The organism is Sphingorhabdus pulchriflava, from assembly GCF_003367235.1.
Classification (GTDB): domain Bacteria; phylum Pseudomonadota; class Alphaproteobacteria; order Sphingomonadales; family Sphingomonadaceae; genus Sphingorhabdus_B; species Sphingorhabdus_B pulchriflava.
Genome location: NZ_QRGP01000001.1, coordinates 1,197,789 through 1,217,594, shown reverse-complemented (window position 1 = coordinate 1,217,594; position 19,806 = coordinate 1,197,789). Strand labels below are relative to the sequence as shown.

Genomic DNA, 19,806 nt, shown 5'->3' with positions numbered 1-19,806 from the left:
AGGTCCCAAGCAATGTCTGACCGCCTCGCCGTCGCCGAGCAGATGATTGCGCATTATAATGCGCAGGATGCAGACGCCTATGTAGCGCTGATGACCGATGATGCTTGCGAAGCGGGCTATCGTGGGGCCGTGGTGCGCGAAGGCAAGGAAGGCACGCGGGCCGGATTGAAAGCGATGTTCGCCGAATTTCCGGAGAACCGCGCAGAAATCCTCAAAGGCTATGAATTGGGCGAATTTGTTGCACTTCACGAACGGGTTTTCCGCTCTGCAACTGCCGAGCCGTTCGAAGTGATGTCGATCTATAGTTTTGAAGGCGACAAGGTGTCGCGCGTGGAGTTTGTCCGATAATGGCCGACGCTGTCCACATTCCCGACGAAGCCGAAGTCCGCGCCAAATGGGCCGGATTCAAGTTTACGGCGGCAAACAAAAAGACCGCCGACATGTATGTCGCGCGCTATCCCGCAGGCCGTCAGCAATCGGCAGTTATGGCGCTGCTCGATCTGGCACAACGGCAGGTGGGTGAGGAAACCAAGACGCAGGGCTGGCTGCCCGTGCCGGTGATCGAATATGTCGCTGCCTATCTAGGTATGCCTTACATGCGCGCGTATGAGGTTGCGACCTTCTACACCATGTACAACTTGGCACCCGTTGGCCGTTTTCATGTGCAGGTTTGCGGCACCACGCCGTGCATGCTGCGCGGGTCGGATGACGTCATGGCCGCCTGCAAGAATCGCGGGTTAGTCAAGGGCGGGACAACGCCAGACGGCTTGTTCACGCTGACCGAAGTCGAATGCCTTGGTGCCTGCGCCAATGCGCCGATGGTACAGATTAACGACGATAATTTCGAAGACCTGACCTATGACAGCATGTCTGCCCTGCTCGACGCGCTGGCGAATGACAAGCCGGTCAAGATCGGCCCGCAGATCGACCGCCAGACCAGCTGCCCCGAGGGCGGGCCGACGACGCTGAAAGAGATGGTCAAGGCCAATCATGATTATCGAGGGGATTGGTGATGGAGCAAGCCAAGACCAAAGGCCTGCCGCTGGTAGGGATCATTTTCCTGCTCCTCGGGGTGTTCAAATTCATCAATGGCGATGACTGGATTGTCTGGATTATCCTCGGCGTGCTGTTCGGCGGCCTTGGTGTGTTCAGCCGGAAGCAGAAGGGTTCAGACGAGCAATGAGCCTTCAGGATAAGGACCGCATCTTCACCAACGTCCATGGCTTCCAGCCGTGGACCCTGAAGGCTGCGCAAAAGCGGGGCGATTGGGACAAGACCGCCAATCTGCTTAAGATCGGGCAGGATGAGATTATCGAGCGCATCAAGGCTTCGGGCTTGCGCGGTCGCGGCGGAGCGGGATTCCCGACGGGAATGAAGTGGAGCTTCATGCCCAAGGCGCCGACGCCCGAACGGCCCAATTTCCTGGTTATCAACGCCGACGAATCCGAGCCCGGTTCGTGCAAGGACCGCGAGATCATCCGCCACGATCCGCACAAGCTGATCGAAGGCGCGTTGGTCGCCGGTTTTGCGATGCGCGCGCGGGCGGCCTATATCTATATTCGCGGCGAATTCATCTATGAAGCCAAGGTGCTTGAGGCGGCGGTTGCCGAGGCCTATGCTGCTGGCCTGATCGGCAAAAATGCCTGCAAGTCGGGCTATGATTTCGACGTCTTCGTCCATCGCGGCGCGGGCGCCTATATTTGCGGTGAAGAAACCGCGATGATCGAAAGTCTGGAGGGCAAGAAGGGCCAGCCGCGCCTGAAACCGCCTTTCCCGGCAGGCGCGGGCCTCTACGGCTGCCCGACGACAGTTAACAATGTGGAATCGATATCGGTCACGCCGACGATCCTGCGACGCGGCCCTGAATGGTTTGCCAGCTTTGGCAATCCCAACAATCTCGGCACCAAGCTGTTCCAGATTTCGGGCCATGTGAACACGCCCTGCGTGGTTGAGGAAGCGATGAGCATCCCGTTCCGCGAACTGATCGAAAAGCATGCAGGCGGCATCCGTGGCGGGTGGGACAATCTGCTGGCGGTGATCCCCGGTGGTTCGTCGGTTCCGCTCGTTCCCGCCGCGCAGATCATGGACGCGCCGATGGATTTTGACGGGCTGAAGGCGCTCGGCTCTGGCCTAGGCACGGCTGCCGTCATCGTCATGGACAAATCAACCGACATCGTCCGCGCGATTTCGCGTCTGTCCTATTTCTACAAACATGAAAGCTGCGGCCAGTGCACGCCATGCCGCGAGGGCACAGGCTGGATGTGGCGCGTGATGGAACGGCTGCGCGAAGGCAATGCCGATGTCTCAGAAATCGACACATTGTTCCAGGTCACCAAGCAAGTCGAAGGCCACACCATCTGCGCGCTCGGCGACGCGGCAGCTTGGCCGATCCAGGGCCTGATCCGTCATTTCCGTCCGGAGATCGAACGCCGGATTACCGAACATGGCGGCATGCTGGAGGCGGCGGAATGAAGTATGCGGTTCCAATTGCTGTGGTGTTGTCCCTTGGCTTAGTAGTGCCCGCTTATGCTTGTTTGAGTGTGACACCAGCCGTCCGGACTTGGGCGCAATGTGGATACAAAGTTGCGTCCAAAACAGGCGACCACAAGTTTATGGTCAATTTTGCTCGTGCGAAATGGCTCAATGAAAAGTTGCTACCAAATGCACAAAGTCGCTGGAATAAAATCGAACCGCGTATTGTAGCTGCATGCGGAAGTTTCACTCGTGCAGCTGCTCTGGATCGAAAGAACTTTGATAAAATTCAAAAGACTATGAGCGGTTCGTTCTATGTGCCTGACGATAAATTCGAAGCGATTGGCGACACCTCCGATATTGACAAACTGGTGAAGACCAATGCCTAAAGTCACCGTAGACGGTCTCGAAATCGAAGTCCCGCAGGGCGCGACTGTCCTGCAGGCGTGCGAGCTGGCGGGGAAAGAAATTCCGCGCTTCTGCTATCATGAGCGCCTGTCCATTGCCGGCAACTGCCGCATGTGTCTGGTTGAAGTTGCCCCCGGGCCTCCCAAGCCGCAGGCGAGCTGTGCGCTACCCGCCACTGAAGGACAGATCATCAAGACCGACAGCGAAATGGTCAAAAAAGCGCGCGAAGGGGTGATGGAGTTCCTCCTCATCAACCACCCGCTCGACTGCCCGATTTGCGATCAGGGCGGTGAATGCGATTTGCAGGACCAGTCGGTCGCTTATGGCCGTGGTGCCTCGCGCTATGACGAGAATAAACGCGCGGTGACCGAGAAATATATGGGCCCCATCGTCAAGACGGTGATGACCCGCTGCATCCAGTGCACCCGCTGCGTCCGTTTTGCCGAGGAAGTGGCTGGTGTAGAGGAAATCGGCGCGATCTATCGCGGCGAGAATATGCAGATCACCAGCTATCTCGAACGCGCGGTGACGAGTGAGCTCTCGGGCAATGTCGTCGATCTTTGCCCGGTCGGCGCGCTAACCAGCAAACCCTATGCCTTCAACGCGCGCCCGTGGGAGCTCAAAAAGACCCCCGCGATAGACGTGATGGACGCCGTCGGCACCAATATCCGCCTCGACAGTCGGGGCAGGGCGGTGCTGCGCGCTGTCCCGCGCATCAACGAAGACGTCAACGAAGAGTGGGCGCATGACAAAACCCGCCATGCCGTCGATGGCCTGACCCATCGCCGCCTCGACAAGCCTTATGTCCGCAAGGACGGCAAGCTGGTTGCGGCAAGCTGGCAGGAAGCCTTTGAGGCGATCAAGGCCAATTGGTCTGGCGAAGCTGCCGTCGTCTCAGGCGATATGGTCGATTGCGAAACGATGTTCGCTGCTCGTGAGCTCGCTGGAAACGCGATGCTCGAAGGCCGCCAGACTGGCCTTGCCTATGACACATCGTCGCTGTCGGCAGTCAATTTCAACACCACGATCGCAGGCATCGAAAATGCCGATGTGATCCTGTTGGTCGGCAGCGACCTGCGCCGCGAAGCGCCGCTGGTAAACACTCGTATCCAGAAAGCCGTCCGCAAGAAAGGCGCGAAGGTTTTCGCCATCGGGCCCGAAATCGATTTGACCTATAAGGTTGAATGGTTGGGTGACGATCTGGGCGCTCTCGCCAAGGCGCCCAAGGCACTGGCCGATGCGCTGAAAACTGCCGAACGCCCGGCGATCATCGTCGGTGGCGGCGCGCTGCGTTATGACGGCGTGCATGGTGCAGCATTGGCCTTTGCCAAGAAGTACAAGCTCGTTCGCGATGGCTGGAATGGCTTCAACGTCCTGCACTTCGCCGCTGCACGCATGGGCGGGCTGATGCTCGGCTATGCCTTTGAAGGCGGTATCAAGGCGCTGGCAACGAAAAAGCCCAAACTGGCTTTCTTCCTTGGCGCGGATGAGGTCGATTACAGCCTCTTTGCCAAGACCTTCAAAGTCTATGTCGGCCACCATGGCGAGAGCTTTGGAGACAAGGGGGGCGCGGCCAATGCCGATGTCGTGTTGCCGGGTGCGGCCTATAGCGAGAAATCCGGCACCTGGGTGAACCTCGAAGGTCGCGTCCAACGCGGCGAACGCGCGGTCTTCCCTCCGGGTGACGCGCGTGAAGATTGGGCGATTTTCCGCGCGCTTTCGGATGTGCTCGGCAAGCGTCTGCCGTTCGATAGCCTCGACGAGCTTCGCGCTGCGATGACGAAAGCCGTGCCTGCGCTCGGGCAGGAGGGGCTGGCCGACTATGGTTGGGTGGAGCCGAAGCTGGATGCCAAGGTTTCGGGCAAAATAGCCGATTATCCGATCAAGGATTTTTACCTCACCAACGCCATCTGCCGCGCATCGCCTACGATGCAGCGTTGCTCGGCTGAACTGGTGCATGGGCAGCAATGGCTGGAGGCTGCGGAATGAGCTGGTTTGATCTCGGCATGACCGAACGGTTCCAGACATGGGGCATGTCCTATGAATGGGCGTGGTTCACTTCCACGCTTGCAGGCATATTGATGATCTCGCTGCTGCTGATGCTCAGCGTCGCGATGATAATCTATGCAGAGCGCAAGCTGTGGGCGGCCTTTGCGCTGCGCCGCGGGCCGAACGTGGTCGGACCGTGGGGTGTGCTGCAGTCTTTTGCTGACGGACTGAAGGTCTTCCTCCAGGAAACCATCATCCCTTCGGCGTCGAACCGCGGACTGTTCCTGATCGCGCCGATCATCACCTTTACCGTCGCCTTGATGGCCTGGGCGGTGATCCCCTTCAATTCGGGCGCGGTGCTGGCCGATATCAATGTCGGCCTGCTTTATGTTTTGGCGATCAGCAGCCTTGGCGTCTATGGCGTGGTAATTGCGGGCTGGGCGTCGAACTCGAAATACCCCTTCTTCTCCGCAATGCGCGCCGCCGCGCAGATGATTTCCTACGAAGTCTCGATCGGTTTCATCCTGATCTGCGTCGTGTTGTGGGCGGGCACGTTCAACATGCTCGGCATCATCGAGGCGCAGAAGGGCCATGTGCTGGGCTTTGTGAACGCCTTTGGCCTCAACCCGCTGCTCTTCCCGATCGCGGTCATGTTCCTGATCAGCGCAATGGCCGAAACCGCACGCGCACCGTTCGACCTGACCGAGGCGGAAAGCGAGCTGGTTGCGGGTTACCAGACAGAATATAGCTCGATGAGTTTCGCGCTCTACTGGCTCGGCGAATATGCCAATGTGCTTCTGATGTGCACGCTGAACGCGGTGCTGTTCTGGGGCGGATATTTGCCGCCCGTTGATTGGGCGCCGCTTTATTATGTGCCGGGGATCATTTGGCTGTTCGCCAAGATATGGATCTTCTTCTTCATTTTCGCCTGGGTAAAGGCGACCGTCCCGCGCTATCGTTATGACCAGCTGATGCGTCTGGGCTGGAAGGTCTTCCTGCCGATTTCACTCTTCTGGGTTTTCCTCGTGAGCGGTTACCTAATGTACACAGGGCATTTCGCATGAGTTCTGTCGCCCATCTCATCAAATCCTTCACGCTGTGGGAATTTATCAAGGCGCACTGGCTGACCTTGCAATATTTCTTCAAGCCCAAGGCGACGGTGAATTATCCGTTTGAGAAGAACCCGCTTTCCCCGCGGTTCCGCGGTGAACATGCGTTGCGTCGCTATCCCAATGGCGAAGAACGCTGCATCGCGTGCAAGCTGTGCGAGGCGGTGTGCCCGGCGCAGGCGATCACCATTGAGGCTGAACCGCGCGAAGATGGCAGCCGCCGTACCACGCGCTACGACATCGACATGACCAAGTGCATCTATTGCGGCTTCTGTCAGGAAGCCTGCCCGGTCGATGCCATCGTCGAAGGCCCGAATTTCGAATATGCCACCGAAACCCGTGAAGAGCTGCTGTACAACAAGGACAAGCTGCTCGCCAACGGGGACAAATGGGAACGCGCGATCGCGGCAAATATTGCCGCCGACGCGCCCTATCGATAAGGGGCGCGCATCGTGATCCAGGTCATTTCCTTCTATATCTTCGCGGCCATCTTGCTGGCTTCGGCCGCCATGGTGATTTTTGCCCGCAATCCGGTGCATAGCGTACTCTGGCTGATTGTCGCTTTCTTCAACGCCGCCGCGCTGATGGTGCTGGTGGGCGCAGAATTTATCGCGATGCTGCTCGTCATTGTGTATGTCGGCGCGGTCGCGGTGCTGTTCCTGTTCGTCGTGATGATGCTCGACATCGATTTCGCCGAACTGCGTGCCGGTTTCATGAGCAATCTGCCGCTGGGGCTGTTGCTGGCGATCGTGCTGGTGGTCGAACTGATCCTAGGCATCGGTGCTTTCCGTGCAGGAGCAGTGGAACTGGGCGGGGCGATTGCCGCCGCCACGCCCGCAGACAAGCCCAATATCGAGGCTATGGGCGCGTTGCTCTATACCAAATATGTCTTCCTGTTTGAAACTGCAGGTCTGATCCTGCTGGTCGCGATGGTCGGCGCGATTGTGCTGACCCACCGTCAGCGTAAAGGCATTTTCGTGCAGGATATTTCCAGCCAGAACCAGCGTCGCCCGCAGGATTCGGTGCGCAATGTGAACCAGCCCGTCGGGCAGGGGGTGGAGCTATGATCGGTATCGAACATTATCTGGTCGTCAGCAGCATCCTGTTCGTGATGGGCGTGCTCGGCATCTTCCTCAACCGGAAGAATGTGATCATCATCCTGATGGCGATCGAACTCATCCTGCTTTCGGTGAATATCAACCTCGTCGCTTTCAGCGCCTTCCTCGGCGATCTGGTGGGGCAGGTGTTCGCGATGTTCGTTTTGACCGTCGCTGCAGGTGAGGCCGCCATCGGCCTTGCCATTCTCGTCATTTATTTCCGTGGTCGCGGCACGATCGCCGTTGACGATGTCAACCGGATGAAGGGGTAAGCCGGTCTTATGTCGTCCATCGAAATCATCGTATTCGGACCATTGCTCGCGGCCATAGTCGCAGGACTGGGGCAGAATTTCATCGGCAAGACAGCTGCGAAGGTCATCACAACCGGCGGGCTGTTCCTCGCTTGTGCGCTCAGCTGGCCGATTTTCCTCGGCTTTTTGACTGGCAATGAAAAAGCCTATGTCGAGCCCGTGATGCAATGGGTGCAGTCGGGCGCCCTGAAGTTCGACTGGGAATTGCGCGTCGATGCGCTGACCGCGGTGATGCTGGTGGTGATCACCACCGTGTCCGCGCTCGTCCACCTCTATAGCTGGAGCTATATGGAGGAAGACCCGGATCAGCCGCGCTTCTTCGCCTATCTCTCGCTGTTCACCTTCGCGATGCTGATGCTGGTGACCGCCAACAACCTTGTCCAGATGTTCTTTGGCTGGGAAGGCGTTGGTCTCGCATCCTATCTGCTGATCGGTTTCTGGTACAAGAAACCCAGCGCCAACGCCGCCGCGATCAAGGCTTTTGTCGTAAACCGCGTGGGTGACCTTGGCTTCATGCTGGGCATCTTCGGCGTGTTCTGGTTGTTCGGTACGGTTTCGATCCCCGATATCCTTGCCGCTGCACCCGAAAAGGCCGGATCAAGCATCGGCTTCCTCGGCCTGCGCGTCGATACGATGAGCCTGCTCTGCATCCTGCTGTTCATCGGCGCGATGGGCAAGTCCGCACAATTGGGTCTGCACACATGGTTGCCCGACGCGATGGAGGGCCCGACCCCGGTTTCGGCACTGATCCACGCCGCGACGATGGTGACTGCGGGCGTTTTCATGGTCTGCCGCCTGTCGCCGCTGTTTGAAACCAGCCAGTTTGCATTGAATGTCGTGACCATCGTTGGCGCGACGACGGCGCTGTTCGCGGCAACCGTTGGCCTCGTCCAGACCGATATCAAGCGCGTGATCGCTTATTCGACCTGCTCGCAGCTCGGCTATATGTTCTTCGCCGCGGGCGTTGGCGCCTATAGCGCGGCGATGTTCCACCTGTTCACGCACGCCTTCTTTAAGGCGCTGCTGTTCCTTGGCGCGGGCAGCGTGATCCACGCCATGCACCATGAGCAGGATATGCGTTATTATGGTGGCCTCAGGAAACATATCCCGCTGACCTTCTGGGCGATGACTGCCGGTACGCTTGCGATCACCGGCGTCGGCATAGTCGGCATTGGCGGCTTTGCCGGTTTCCATTCAAAGGACGCGATTATCGAAGCGGCCTATGCCTCGACCGCGCCTTGGGGCGGCTATGCCTTCTTCATCGGCGTGTTTGCCGCATTGCTCACCAGTTTCTACAGCTGGCGCCTCGTCTTCCTGACTTTCTTCGGCAAGCCGCGCTGGGCACAGTCGGAGCATATCCAGCACGCGGTGCACGATGATCATCATGGCCATGACGACCATGCGCACGACCATCATAGCGCGCATGACGATGGCACTGCTGGCTATCATCCGCATGAAAGCCCCTGGCCAATGCTCGTGCCGCTCGGTGTGCTCACGCTGGGCGCAATAGCTGCAGGCTATTTGTTCAAATATGATTTCATCTATGCCGAAGAAGGCGGAACCGCTTTCTGGGCCGCATCGACGCTCTATTTCAACGAGCATCTCATCCACGCGATGCACCATGTGCCGCTGTGGGTGAAGCTGGCTTCAACGGTTGCGATGCTGACCGGCCTGTTCACTGCCTGGATGATGTATATCCGCAAGCCGGGCTCTGCGCATGCATTGGCAGGGCATTTCGAGCCGCTGTACAAATTCTTCCTCAACAAATGGTATTTTGACGAGCTCTACAACCTCATCTTCGTCAAGCCTGCCTTCTGGTTTGGTCGTCTGTTCTGGAAGGGGGGCGACATCGGAATTATCGACCGCTTCGGCCCGAACGGGTCCGCCGCAGCCGTTGGTCTGGGTAGCCGTATCGCCGTCCGCATGCAGTCGGGCTATCTCTACACATATGCGTTGGTGATGCTGCTTGGCCTCGTCGCCGCGATCAGCTGGTTTATGGTGCAAGCGCGATGAACGCCGCCGAACTCCCCATCCTTTCGATCATGCTCGCCGTGCCGATGATTGGCGCGCTGGCATGTCTGTTTGCCCGCGACGAAATGGCGCGCATCATTGCGTTGACCGCGACTCTGTTCAACCTGCTGCTCGGCGTCTGGCTCTGGGCCAGCTACGATCCGGCGGGCGCACAGTGGCAGTTTGTCGAAAGCGCCGCATTGTTCGGGCCGATAGGCTGGAAACTGGGCATTGACGGAATCTCGCTTCTGCTCATCATGCTCTCGGTCTTCCTGATGCCGATCTGTATTGGCGCAAGCTGGCGCGCGGTAACCGAGCGGGTTGGCCTCTACATGGCAAGTTTCCTGCTGATGGAAACGCTGATGATCGGCGTGTTCGCGGCGCAGGATCTGATGCTGTTCTACATCATGTTCGAAGCCGGGCTGATCCCGATGTACCTGATCATCGGCATCTGGGGCGGCAAGGATCGCATCTACGCCTCGTACAAATTCTTCCTCTACACGCTGCTCGGCTCGGTGTTCATGCTGCTGGCAATGCTGTGGATGATCCAGCAAGCAGGTACGGCGGATATCCCGACACTGCTCAACCATGATTTCCCGCCCGAGGCGCAGACGATCCTCTGGCTCGCCTTCTTTGCATCCTTCGCGGTCAAAATGCCGATGTGGCCAGTGCACACCTGGTTGCCCGATGCGCACGTGCAGGCACCGACGGCGGGCTCGGTCATCCTGGCAGGCGTCTTGCTGAAGATGGGAGGCTATGGCTTCCTGCGCTTCTCGCTGCCGATGTTCCCCGAAGCCTCTGCGCAGTTCATCTGGTTGATCTTCGGCCTCTCGATGGTTGCTGTAGTCTACACCAGCCTCGTCGCAATGGTGCAGGACGATATGAAGAAGCTGATCGCTTATTCATCGGTCGCGCATATGGCGATCGTGACGGTGGGACTGTTCACCTTCAACCAGCAGGGTATCGAAGGCGCCATCATCGTGATGCTCAGCCACGGGCTTGTCTCGGGCGCGCTCTTCCTGTGCGTTGGTGTCATTTACGACCGGCTGCACACTCGAGAGATCAGCCGTTATGGCGGGCTCAGCATCAACATGCCCAAATATGCGCTGTTCTTCATGCTGTTCACCATGGCGAGCGTAGGCCTGCCGGGAACGAGCGGCTTTGTCGGTGAATTCCTGTCGCTGGCTGGTGCTTACAAGGTTTCGACCTGGGCGACGCTGATTGCGACCACGGGTATCATCCTGGGTGCCGGCTATATGCTCTATCTCTATCGCCGCGTGGCTTTTGGTGAGCAGGTGAATGCCGATGCAGCTGCGATGCCCGATCTCGACAATCGCGAATTGTGGCTATTGGCACCGATTGCGGCGGCTGTGCTGTGGATGGGCGTTTACCCTGAGAGCTTCCTGGCCCCGATCCGTCGCGACGTTGCGACGATCGTAGACCGCATCGAGCGCGCAGCGCCCGCAGGCGACAGCAAGCTCAAGGAACATGACAAGACGACCGCCAAATATCGCGTACAGACGCATGGCAGCGAACATGAGAACGCTAAAGTTTCTGGGCCAGAGGGGGCCGCACACTAATGGACCTTTCAACCTCTCTCTATTTGGTCCGCCCGGAGCTGATCCTCAGTTTCTCGAGCCTAGCCCTTCTGCTGATTGCTGCATGGCGGCAAGAAGCCGGCCGTTTGGTCAGCATCTTGTCTGTGGCCGCCCTCGTTGGCGCAGGCGCCTATGCGGTGCACTATCTGTGCGCTGGAACCGATGCGTCGGCCTTTGAAGGCCTGTATCGCGCCGACGCCTTCAGCAGCTTCGCCAAAATCCTGATCTACTTCGCCGCGGCCATTTCGCTGATGATCGCACCCAAGGCACTTGAAAAAATGGGTGCGATGCGTGCCGAATATCCGGTGCTCGTTATCCTTGCCGCTGTCGGCATGGGCGTCATGGTATCTGCGACCGACTTGCTCACTCTGTACATCGGCCTCGAACTCAACAGCCTCGCGGCCTATGTCCTCGCCAGCTTTGCCCGTAACGATGGCCGCTCGGCAGAGGCAGGGCTTAAATATTTCGTCCTTGGCGCCCTCGCCAGTGGCATCTTGCTGTTCGGCATGTCGCTGCTGTATGGCTTCACCGGTTCGACCAGCTTTGAAACCATCGGCACAGCGATGACGGGCGAACTGAGCATGGGCCTGCTTTTTGGTCTGGTTTTCGTGCTTTCCGGGCTTGCCTTCAAGATCAGCGCCGCACCATTCCACATGTGGACTCCCGACGTTTATGAAGGCGCGCCGACGCCGGTAACGGCTTTCTTCGCCAGTGCTCCAAAGGTCGCGGCAAGTGCCCTTCTGATCCGTATCGTGGTTGAAGCCTTCGGAAACCAGGTTCAGGCATGGCAGCAGATCGTCATGGTCGTGGCCCTGATGTCGATCATCATCGGTGCGGTCGGAGCCATCGGACAGCAGAACCTGAAGCGCCTTTTGGCATATAGCTCGATTAACAATGTCGGCTTCCTGCTGATAGGTTTGGCTGCTGGTACAGAACAGGGCGTGGCGGCGATGCTCGTTTACCTCGCCATTTACGTCGCGATGACGCTCGGTGGTTTCATCTGTCTGATGCAGTTGAAGGGTCGTGATGGTGAGATGAAGGAGAGCATGGCGGATATTGCCGGGCTCTCGAAGACCCGCCCAGCGCTTGCTGCCATCTTCGCAATTTTCATGTTCAGCCTGGCCGGCATTCCGCCCTTGTTCGGCTTTTATGGCAAACTGGTCGTGTTCAATGCCGCGATTGCTGCAGGGCTGTTCCCGCTTGCGGTTATCGGTATTGCTGCCTCTGTGATTGGAGCCTTCTATTATTTGAAGGTCGTCAAGACGATGTATTTCGACGAATCCGTCGACAGCATTGATGTCGCAGATGACAAGATTTTGGGCTGGACTGGCGGGGCACTCGGCTTGGTCGTTTCTCCCTTGGGTTATTTGGCCATCCCGGTCCTCGGAGCGGTCACAGCACAAGCTGCCGGAGCCTTGTTCTGAGCATTTTGTTCGAGCAGGTAGCACTTACCGGTTCCACCAATGCCGATCTGCTGGCGCGCGTTGCCGCGGGCGCGCCAGAAGGGCTTTGGCTTCGCGCCGATCAACAGGGCGGTGGGCGTGGGCGCATGGGGCGGGACTGGGTCAGCCCTTTAGGCAATCTCTACGCCAGCACTATAGCAAAGCTATCGCCAAGTGACCCATCCCCATCGACCCTCGCCTTCGTCGCGGGGCTTGCTGCCTTTGATACGATCAAGCTGGTCGCGCCCGACGTCGCCATCCAGCTGAAATGGCCCAATGATGTGCTGTCAGAAAATGGCGACAAACTGTGCGGCATCCTGCTCGAAAGGTCGGGTGATGCGATTATTGCCGGTTTCGGGATCAATCTGGTTTCGCACCCGGCGGACATCGGACGCCCCGTCAGCGACCTTCGGGCCTTGGGCGCCAATCCTCCCGAACCGCAAGCGGTTTGCGAAATACTGGCAGACCAATTCGCTTCGTGGCTGCAAAAATGGCGCCAGCAGCCTTTAGCCAACCTGCTGCGCGCATGGGAGGCCGCCGCGCATCCCAAGGGCACGGCCCTGCGCGTCAGTCTGCCTGATGGTGAGCAGATTGACGGACTTTTTGCAGGCTTAAGCGACGATGGCGCGCTCAGCCTGCGCTTGGCGGACGGCGCAATTCGTGCCATTCACGCCGCTGATATATTTCTGATTTGATAAGGACAGCGTCATGCTTCTCGCGGTCGATAACGGCAACACCAACGTCAAATTCGCACTGGTCGACGACAGCGGCGAAATCATCCAGCGTTGGCGCATTGCCACCGACGCGCGGCGCACGGCGGATGAATATGCCGTCTGGCTTGACCAGTTGTTGCAGATGGAAGGGCATAAGCGCAGTGACATCACCGCGGTCATCATCGCGACCGTTGTCCCGCGTGCGCTGCACAATCTGCAGGTGCTGAGCCAGAAATATTTCGGCATTGATGCGCTTATTGCCGGGCGCGAACCGGTCAGCTGGGGTATTGCGCTGAAGGTTGATGAGCCGCGCGCGCTGGGTGCCGACCGCGCGGTCAACGCAATCGCGGCTCAATCGCTTGAACCCGGTATCGACAAGATAGTCATCAGCTTTGGTACCGCCACAACCTTCGATCACATCGGTACCGATGGGTCCTATCTTGGCGGCAGCATTGCTCCGGGCATCAACCTGTCGCTCGACGCACTCTACAATGCCGCCGCCATGCTGCCGCGCATCGCGATCGAACCGCCACCGTCGCAGAGCGTGATCGGCCGCGATACCGTCGGACAAATGCAGATCGGCATCTATTTCGGCTATGTCGGGCTGATCGAAGGCCTGCTCGGGCGGATGAAGGCGGAGATCGGCAGGCCGGTGAAAGTCATCGCAACCGGTGGGCTGGCCGCACTTTTCCAGCAGCACAGCCACCTATTTGACAGGGTTGAACCCGATTTGACACTGCGCGGGCTTGCCAAGCTCTATGCAAACCGCGAAGGCGGGGCATGACAACTCCAAAAAATGAACTTTTGTTCCTCGCCCTAGGCGGGTCGGATGAGATCGGCATGAACGCCAATCTCTATGGCTGCCAGGGCAAGTGGATTATGGCCGATCTGGGCGTGACCTTCGGCAATGCGGAATATCCGGGCATCGACCTGATCCTGCCCGATCTCGATTTCATCGAAGACCGCAAATCGGACCTGCTGGGCATCATCCTGACCCATGGCCATGAAGACCATATCGGGGCCGTGCCCTATTTTGCCGCCGAACTCGGCGTCCCGCTTTATGCCACCCCCTTCACTGCGGCTCTAATCCGCGGGAAGCTCGAAGAACAGGGGATAGCCGACGACGTCGAGTTGAATGTCATACCTATGGGTCATGCGTTCCAGCTTGGCCCCTTCGGTATCAGACTGATGCCCTTGGCGCACTCGATCCTGGAAATGAGCGCGCTGCTCATCGACACGCCTTATGGCAAGGTTTTCCATACAGGCGACTGGAAGCTTGATGCCGAACCCGTCATCGGACAGCCGAGCACGGAAGAGCAACTGCGGGCCGTGGGTGATGAAGGCATATTGGCGCTAGTGTGCGATTCCACCAATGTTTTCAATTTGGGCGACAGCGGCAGCGAAGGGAGTGTGAAGGCTGATCTGATCAAGTCGGTGAAAGCCGCGCGCGGTCGCGTCGTTGTCACGACCTTTGCGTCAAATGCAGCACGGTTGCAGACGCTGGGTGAAGTTGCGCGAGAAACGGGCCGTAAACTGTGCTTTGCCGGACGCTCGCTCCAGAAAATCATCCAGGCATCACAAGCCACCGGCTATCTCAAGGACCTGCCCGAACTGGTCGATATGGAGGCGGTCGACGGTTTGCCCCGGCATGAAGTGATGGTCGTCGCCACCGGTGGGCAGGGCGAGGCACGAGCCGCTTTGGCGCGCATCGCCGAAGGCAACCATCCGGTGAAGCTGGAGGAGGGCGACACCGTCATCTTTTCGTCAAAGCAGATTCCCGGCAACGAAATTGCCATCGGCCATGTGATGAACCATCTGGCGCGGCGCAACATCCTGACCGTCACCGAAAAGCAGGCACATGTCCATGTGTCCGGCCATCCGGGCCGTCCGGAACTAGCCAAACTTTATGAATGGATCCGCCCGCAAATATTGGTGCCCGTCCATGGCGAGCGCCGCCATATGGCGGAGCAAGCCCGTTTCGGATTGCATCAGGGGATTGCGCAGGCAATCGTCCAGTCCAATGGCGACGTCGTCCGCCTCGCGCCCAAGGGGCCTGAAAAGATTGGTGAAGAACATACCGGTCGTCTGGCGGTAGATGGCGACACAATCATTGCCGCCAATGGCGATACCATCAACCAGCGTCGCCGCCTGTCCTGGTATGGCCTGGTCAGCGTGGCGATTGCGTTGGACGGCGATGATAATCTGCTCGGCGATCCGGTCATCCGCGTTCATGGCGTTCCGATTGAAGAGGATCTGGAAGATTTTCTGGACGAAGCGGGACAGGCTATCGAAAAAACGGTCAAGGAATGGCGCGGTGATATGGATAGTCTGCGCGAATCCGTCCGGCTGGCGGTGCGTCGTGTGGCGACCAGCTGGACTGGTAAAAAGCCGATTGTTGACGTGTTGATTGTGGAGACAGCATGAACTGGTTCTCGATATTTGCAATTTACGCGCTGTTCTGGGTCCTCAGCGCCTTCGTCATTCTTCCCATCGGCGTGCGGACGCATGAAGAATTGGGCATGGAGAAAACGGTCGGGCAGGCTGATAGCGCGCCCGGAAATTTCAGGCCGCTACGGGTTATTGCATATACGACATTATTGTCGGCGATATTGTTCGGCCTGTTCTACGCCAATTATACCTATGGCTGGATCGACAGGACGAGCTTTGATTTTCTGGTCAAAGGACCCGAATAATCAGTTCCTGAGGCGTTCAATGGCCTGCGCCAGTGCGACATAGAGTTTGCCAACATCCGATGACAACAAGGTTACCCCGATTGCATTGCCATCGCGGGTGCTGAGCAGCACACGCATCATCGCCTCGAAATCGTGGATGTAGCGATTAACATGATCGCGGAATTCGGCGTCGTCGTCATAGTGCGCCGCAATGATCTTTGCCTCGCCACTGTCGAGTAGCCGGACCGCACGGCGGGTGAATACGCCCCGGTCGCCCTTTAAATATGCGGCCCAAGCCGTATCGGTGACTTCGTTGGAAAGGATTTTGGCGACGTCGATAGCGGCAGAATTCAGCGATTCAGTGAGCAACGCCATACGACGAGCGAACCCTTCGTCATCCAAACCGCCAAAGCTTGCATGGGCTGTTGAAACCCGTTGTTCCAGATTGCTGGCCATATCATCCACCAGCTTCATCTGTGCAGCGATTTTCTCTTCAACATCGGCCGCAAGCGTCAGGTTGCGATCCAGCGCGTCCCGCATCGCGACATCAAGCACCTTGACCTGACTGTCGACTGCGCTTTCGATAGCCAAGCGATTTTGTTCGGTCAGCTTGTCGGCAATATGCGCCAGTTCACCTTCGACAATCTTCCGGCTGTTGTCAGCGGCCTGCTTGGTCGTTTCGCGCACACGCAGCAGCGATGAAACAAGCTGGTCATTGGCAACACCTGATAACTCTTCCAGGACGGCCCGCGTGTGGGTGATCGCGGTTGACAGTGCGTCGACCTGTTCCTGCTGGTTGGCAAAGTGCTCGGAAGAACTGCCCAGCAATTCTTCGATAGCGGAACGTTGGGTCGCGACCAGATTTTCGAGCGAGGAAATCGAGGAAAGCAGGGCATTGCTGCCCGCATCTGCCTGCTCAAGTTCGCTACGCACCGCTTCAAATGCTGTACGGGTGTCAGCAAAGCGGGCCTCGATCTGGCCAAGATGACCGATCAGGGCTTCCGAAGTTTCGTTGGTGATAGACGCCAAACCATTTTGCATATCCGCGACTTTTGCAATCAAGCCGTCGGTTTGCGCCTGTGTTGCGGTCAGATTTTCACCCAACTCGCCGCTCTTGCCCGAAAGGGCCGATACAGCAAATGCCAGTTTGGCAATCTGGTCGGTGGCGTCCGCATTGAAATTGGCCAGATGCGATTGGCAATCGGTAATTGACGATTTAATACGTTCGACAAGCGCAGAACTGCTTGCATCTTGCGCGTCGGTGACCGCTTCAAGATGGGCGATTGAAGTTCCCAGCTCATCGAGATTTCCGGCCAGTCTTTGATGGCTGTCGGATACCCGAGCGTCGATTTTCGCGGCAATGTCGGTGATGCGTTGCTCGACATTTCCAACGCTGTCGGCCAGTTGTGCGAGCAAATTGGATGCGCGGCTTTCGGAATCCTGCACTGAAGACGACAATTTTGCGCTGCTGTCGGTAATCCGTGTTTCCAGCGCGTTTGCGCTGTTGTTGATGCTGGTATCCAGGGCACCCAGATGGTCTCCAGCCAAAGCGGCCTTTTCGTCCATGATGGCCAATGCACTGATGATGGACTGGATCTGGCTATGCGCCGTGTTTCCGGCGATACCGATCTGGTTGGTCGCATCCTTGGCTGCGCTGGTCACTACGGGAAGGTGATTGCGCAATTGTTCGACATTGGTGACCGCCGCGTTGCTGGCGACTTGCAGCATTTTGGCGCGTTCATCTGAATCGCTCAATGCCGTGGACAGCTGCTCTGCGGCCTCTGTCAGGCGTTGGGCGGACAAGCGGCCAACGGATTCAAGCTCCCGCGCATTTTCGGCAAGAAATGAGCGGGCGAGGGCAATTTCGCCATTCACATTCCGCATGCGTGTTTCAAGCGTCTCACTCTCACTACGCAACAAAGCCGCCACATCACCAAACCGACGAGCCTCAGTTGAACTCAGCCGCATTGCCAGCAGCCACAGAACCGCAATCAGGGCAGTTGGCACCGACCAGCCTATGATCAACTCGCTGGCCCTGACTGGTGTCGGAAGCGCCATGATTTCGGCCAAATGGCCCCAGATGAAAAATCCGGTCCAACCCAATGCCGCTATGGAGAGCAGGCTGAATAGCGCGATCCTTCCCCACGGCCGGCTCTGGACAGGCTCATCCTGCCATTCCTCTTCACCATAATGGGCTGAATCAGCGACGTTTTCCTGATCATCCTGAAAGGCGACCGGGCTGCTTTCCGCAGCTTCAATAACGTTCGCATCGCCCTGCGAACGATTGATCTCGACGATTTTGGAATGTGCCGTCATGGGACATGTTTACCATATTTTAGAGTTCGTGAAACGCAAACTTAACCAAAAGACTATATCTGATGCCGAATGTCGATGGAATATGGCGCATTTAACACAGCTTTGACCGCCGCTGCAGGCGATGATCCGGCGCTGATTGCCGAGTTGCGCGCCGCTTTCATCGAAAGTGCAACGCGCCAGGTGGACCTGCTTTCACGCTCTCGGTGTGACGCCAACTGGCAATATAGCTGCTATCGCATCAAAGGATTGGCGGCCAGTTTCGGCGTATCGGAATTGATCGAACTGGCTGACGAAGCCATGGCTGGAGCTCCGGGCGATCCCGTGATCGTCAGAAAGCTCTCGACCGCCCTTAAAGAAATTCAGCTGCGCGATTGACCGGCTGAGCCGTTTTTGCTTGGCAAAATCTCCCTCCGCGCCATAGCGGAGCGATGGCCTCAATTGTCGAACAGGAAGCATCTTCGCCGCTCGTGCTGTTATGTGTCGGAGGTGGTCTCGACGGTGTGCCACATCCCGCTTTCCAGCCCATGCTAGGTAAACCCTTCCTGTTTCACCAGTTGAAGCAACTCGAGCGGCTTGGTGTATCCAAGGTCGCCGTTTCGGTGGAATCGGTTCCGCCCGCACTGCCGACAATCGTCGAACAGCTCGACCGGCCCGGGTTCAATATTCGCATTTTGCGTACACCTGCCGATCTCACCGCGCTGGTGACCGACAGCCAGCCTGTTTTCGTCAAATCCGCCGATATCCAGATCAGCGACGACAATTTAGCCGGGCTGCTGCAGCATACAGGGCGCTTTATCGCACGCCTTCCCGAACAGCCCGAACACGTCGCCTTTGAACGCATAGACCTCGCCAGTCGCTGGGCCGGGCTTGCCATGATCGACGGCATGATTGCCCGGCAGGCAAGTGTCATTCCGGAAGGTTGGAGCCTCGATTCCTGTTTGCTGCGTCAGGCTTTGCAGTCTGGCGTGCCCTTGCAGGATATGGAGGCCGGGCTGGTACTCGCCAATCGCTTGAACAAGGTTGGCGGCGCAGGAACGATCGAAATCGCTGAGGAGCACCTTCTCCCTGCCAGTCTGGATAGCGAAGATGTCTTCGGCAAAGGTTTGAACAGGATTGGCCGGAAATGGCTGCCAGCAATATTGGCTAGGCCATGGGCCGTCATTGCCACTTCGCTTTCGGTTCCGGCTTTTTCTGCGGTTTCGGCGCTGTTGGGGTATTTCGAAATCGTCGTCGGTGCGACTGCGGCAGGTTCGCTGGCGCTGGTCCTTTCGCCTTTTCGCAAACTGTGTCTTTCGGCGGATTATCGGAACCGGAGGGATTATGTCGGCGATGCTTCGCTCGGCTTGCTAGCACTTGCTCTCGCTCTAACATTATGGGCTGTCGGTGAAGCGCCCCTGGAGAGCCTGTTTCTGACTGTATTGTTGGTATTGGCGTTCTGGATGCAGAAACCTTTGGCGAAGCGCGGGCTTTCGCGGCAATTCTCGCTCATTCCGATTGCCCTGCTGCTGACCGGCGCAAGCGCCGCAGGGCTGGTTGTACCGGCATTGAAGGTGGTTCTGCTGATCAAACTCGCGCTGCTCGCTATAGATGCGAGAAAATCGGCGTCTGCCAATCAGAGTTAAAGGCTAATTAACCCCGAAACGCCTATATTGGCGCGTCAAAAACGGTA

General features: G+C 57.9%; 20 protein-coding genes. 19 read left to right on the top strand and 1 reads right to left on the bottom strand.

The genetic code is table 11. The features are described 5' to 3' along the window. Positions 1-12 precede the first annotated feature (12 nt). From DXH95_RS06090 to DXH95_RS06015, 17 genes are read left to right on the top strand one after another with little or no spacing between them, the layout of a single operon-like run. Entirely contained in the window at positions 13-348 is a 336-nt protein-coding gene (locus tag DXH95_RS06090) for a nuclear transport factor 2 family protein (RefSeq protein WP_115548506.1), read from the top strand. Next, entirely contained in the window at positions 348-1,013 is a 666-nt protein-coding gene (locus DXH95_RS06085) for a complex I 24 kDa subunit family protein (RefSeq protein WP_115548505.1), read from the top strand. The genes DXH95_RS06090 and DXH95_RS06085 overlap by 1 nt, the downstream gene beginning before the upstream one ends. Further along, a complete protein-coding gene (locus DXH95_RS16075) occupies positions 1,013-1,183 on the top strand; it encodes a hypothetical protein (RefSeq protein ID WP_181883585.1) in 171 nt (56 codons plus the stop codon). The genes DXH95_RS06085 and DXH95_RS16075 overlap by 1 nt, the downstream gene beginning before the upstream one ends. Further along, the gene (nuoF, locus tag DXH95_RS06080) at positions 1,180-2,472 is read left to right on the top strand and encodes an NADH-quinone oxidoreductase subunit NuoF (RefSeq protein WP_115548504.1); all 1,293 of its coding nucleotides are present in this window, start codon (positions 1,180-1,182) and stop codon (positions 2,470-2,472) included. Before DXH95_RS16075 ends, nuoF begins: the two co-directional genes overlap by 4 nt. Then, positions 2,469-2,861, top strand: a complete 393-nt coding sequence (locus DXH95_RS16000) for a hypothetical protein (RefSeq protein ID WP_147291693.1) — start codon at positions 2,469-2,471, stop codon at positions 2,859-2,861. Before nuoF ends, DXH95_RS16000 begins: the two co-directional genes overlap by 4 nt. Further along, positions 2,854-4,869: an NADH-quinone oxidoreductase subunit NuoG gene (nuoG, locus tag DXH95_RS06070; protein ID WP_115548502.1), complete on the top strand. Its 2,016-nt coding sequence runs from the start codon at positions 2,854-2,856 to the stop codon at positions 4,867-4,869. Before DXH95_RS16000 ends, nuoG begins: the two co-directional genes overlap by 8 nt. A 17-nt stretch (positions 4,870-4,886) precedes the next feature. Then, positions 4,887-5,933 carry an NADH-quinone oxidoreductase subunit NuoH gene (gene nuoH, locus DXH95_RS06065; protein ID WP_115549427.1) on the top strand — a complete coding sequence of 349 codons (1,047 nt, stop codon included), beginning with the start codon at positions 4,887-4,889 and terminating at the stop codon, positions 5,931-5,933. Next, entirely contained in the window at positions 5,930-6,418 is a 489-nt protein-coding gene (gene nuoI, locus DXH95_RS06060; protein ID WP_115548501.1) for an NADH-quinone oxidoreductase subunit NuoI, read from the top strand. The genes nuoH and nuoI overlap by 4 nt, the downstream gene beginning before the upstream one ends. Positions 6,419-6,430: 12 nt before the next feature. After that, the gene (locus DXH95_RS06055; protein ID WP_115548500.1) at positions 6,431-7,045 is read left to right on the top strand and encodes an NADH-quinone oxidoreductase subunit J; all 615 of its coding nucleotides are present in this window, start codon (positions 6,431-6,433) and stop codon (positions 7,043-7,045) included. Next, positions 7,042-7,347, top strand: coding sequence for an NADH-quinone oxidoreductase subunit NuoK (nuoK, locus tag DXH95_RS06050; RefSeq protein ID WP_115548499.1), 306 nt, complete (start codon positions 7,042-7,044; stop codon positions 7,345-7,347). The genes DXH95_RS06055 and nuoK overlap by 4 nt, the downstream gene beginning before the upstream one ends. A 9-nt stretch (positions 7,348-7,356) precedes the next feature. Further along, complete coding sequence (nuoL, locus tag DXH95_RS06045) at positions 7,357-9,399, top strand: NADH-quinone oxidoreductase subunit L (RefSeq protein ID WP_115548498.1); 2,043 nt, start codon at positions 7,357-7,359, stop codon at positions 9,397-9,399. After that, on the top strand, positions 9,396-10,976 hold the full coding sequence (locus tag DXH95_RS06040) for an NADH-quinone oxidoreductase subunit M (RefSeq protein ID WP_115548497.1): 1,581 nt from the start codon (positions 9,396-9,398) through the stop codon (positions 10,974-10,976). The genes nuoL and DXH95_RS06040 overlap by 4 nt, the downstream gene beginning before the upstream one ends. Next, positions 10,976-12,418, top strand: a complete 1,443-nt coding sequence (nuoN, locus tag DXH95_RS06035; protein ID WP_115548496.1) for an NADH-quinone oxidoreductase subunit NuoN — start codon at positions 10,976-10,978, stop codon at positions 12,416-12,418. The genes DXH95_RS06040 and nuoN overlap by 1 nt, the downstream gene beginning before the upstream one ends. A gap of 5 nt (positions 12,419-12,423) precedes the next feature. Continuing rightward, positions 12,424-13,131 (top strand): biotin--[acetyl-CoA-carboxylase] ligase, encoded by a 708-nt coding sequence (locus DXH95_RS06030; RefSeq protein ID WP_115548495.1) that lies wholly within the window; start codon positions 12,424-12,426, stop codon positions 13,129-13,131. Positions 13,132-13,144: 13 nt separating this feature from the next. Next, positions 13,145-13,933, top strand: a complete 789-nt coding sequence (locus DXH95_RS06025; RefSeq protein WP_115548494.1) for a type III pantothenate kinase — start codon at positions 13,145-13,147, stop codon at positions 13,931-13,933. Then, positions 13,930-15,573, top strand: a complete 1,644-nt coding sequence (locus DXH95_RS06020; RefSeq protein WP_115548493.1) for a ribonuclease J — start codon at positions 13,930-13,932, stop codon at positions 15,571-15,573. The genes DXH95_RS06025 and DXH95_RS06020 overlap by 4 nt, the downstream gene beginning before the upstream one ends. After that, positions 15,570-15,842 carry a DUF1467 family protein gene (locus tag DXH95_RS06015; protein ID WP_115548492.1) on the top strand — a complete coding sequence of 91 codons (273 nt, stop codon included), beginning with the start codon at positions 15,570-15,572 and terminating at the stop codon, positions 15,840-15,842. Before DXH95_RS06020 ends, DXH95_RS06015 begins: the two co-directional genes overlap by 4 nt. Here the strand turns inward: DXH95_RS06015 and DXH95_RS06010 are convergent, their stop codons facing one another. After that, entirely contained in the window at positions 15,843-18,137 is a 2,295-nt protein-coding gene (locus tag DXH95_RS06010) for a coiled-coil domain-containing protein (RefSeq protein WP_115548491.1), read from the bottom strand. Between the two features lie 69 nt (positions 18,138-18,206). Here DXH95_RS06010 and DXH95_RS06005 point away from each other — a divergent pair, with 69 nt between their 5' ends. Then, positions 18,207-18,512, top strand: coding sequence for an Hpt domain-containing protein (locus DXH95_RS06005; protein WP_115548490.1), 306 nt, complete (start codon positions 18,207-18,209; stop codon positions 18,510-18,512). A 53-nt stretch (positions 18,513-18,565) separates the two neighbouring features. After that, positions 18,566-19,759, top strand: coding sequence for a hypothetical protein (locus DXH95_RS06000; RefSeq protein ID WP_115548489.1), 1,194 nt, complete (start codon positions 18,566-18,568; stop codon positions 19,757-19,759). Positions 19,760-19,806 lie beyond the last annotated feature (47 nt).

Bases quoted from the DNA above. Each gene is read 5' to 3' on its own strand.
- DXH95_RS06090 (WP_115548506.1), top strand. From the start codon at position 13: ATGTCTGACCGCCTCGCCGTCGCCGAGCAGATGATTGCGCATTATAAT.
- DXH95_RS06040 (WP_115548497.1), top strand. From the start codon at position 9,396: ATGAACGCCGCCGAACTCCCCATCCTTTCGATCATGCTCGCCGTGCCG.
- DXH95_RS06085 (WP_115548505.1), top strand. From the start codon at position 348: ATGGCCGACGCTGTCCACATTCCCGACGAAGCCGAAGTCCGCGCCAAA.
- nuoN (WP_115548496.1), top strand. From the start codon at position 10,976: ATGGACCTTTCAACCTCTCTCTATTTGGTCCGCCCGGAGCTGATCCTC.
- nuoL (WP_115548498.1), top strand. From the start codon at position 7,357: ATGTCGTCCATCGAAATCATCGTATTCGGACCATTGCTCGCGGCCATA.
- nuoI (WP_115548501.1), top strand. From the start codon at position 5,930: ATGAGTTCTGTCGCCCATCTCATCAAATCCTTCACGCTGTGGGAATTT.
- nuoH (WP_115549427.1), top strand. From the start codon at position 4,887: ATGACCGAACGGTTCCAGACATGGGGCATGTCCTATGAATGGGCGTGG.
- DXH95_RS06020 (WP_115548493.1), top strand. From the start codon at position 13,930: ATGACAACTCCAAAAAATGAACTTTTGTTCCTCGCCCTAGGCGGGTCG.
- DXH95_RS06000 (WP_115548489.1), top strand. From the start codon at position 18,566: ATGGCCTCAATTGTCGAACAGGAAGCATCTTCGCCGCTCGTGCTGTTA.
- DXH95_RS06005 (WP_115548490.1), top strand. From the start codon at position 18,207: ATGTCGATGGAATATGGCGCATTTAACACAGCTTTGACCGCCGCTGCA.
- DXH95_RS06015 (WP_115548492.1), top strand. From the start codon at position 15,570: ATGAACTGGTTCTCGATATTTGCAATTTACGCGCTGTTCTGGGTCCTC.
- DXH95_RS16000 (WP_147291693.1), top strand. From the start codon at position 2,469: ATGAAGTATGCGGTTCCAATTGCTGTGGTGTTGTCCCTTGGCTTAGTA.
- nuoG (WP_115548502.1), top strand. From the start codon at position 2,854: ATGCCTAAAGTCACCGTAGACGGTCTCGAAATCGAAGTCCCGCAGGGC.
- nuoK (WP_115548499.1), top strand. From the start codon at position 7,042: ATGATCGGTATCGAACATTATCTGGTCGTCAGCAGCATCCTGTTCGTG.
- DXH95_RS06010 (WP_115548491.1), bottom strand. From the start codon at position 18,137: ATGACGGCACATTCCAAAATCGTCGAGATCAATCGTTCGCAGGGCGAT.
- nuoF (WP_115548504.1), top strand. From the start codon at position 1,180: ATGAGCCTTCAGGATAAGGACCGCATCTTCACCAACGTCCATGGCTTC.
- DXH95_RS16075 (WP_181883585.1), top strand. From the start codon at position 1,013: ATGGAGCAAGCCAAGACCAAAGGCCTGCCGCTGGTAGGGATCATTTTC.
- DXH95_RS06025 (WP_115548494.1), top strand. From the start codon at position 13,145: ATGCTTCTCGCGGTCGATAACGGCAACACCAACGTCAAATTCGCACTG.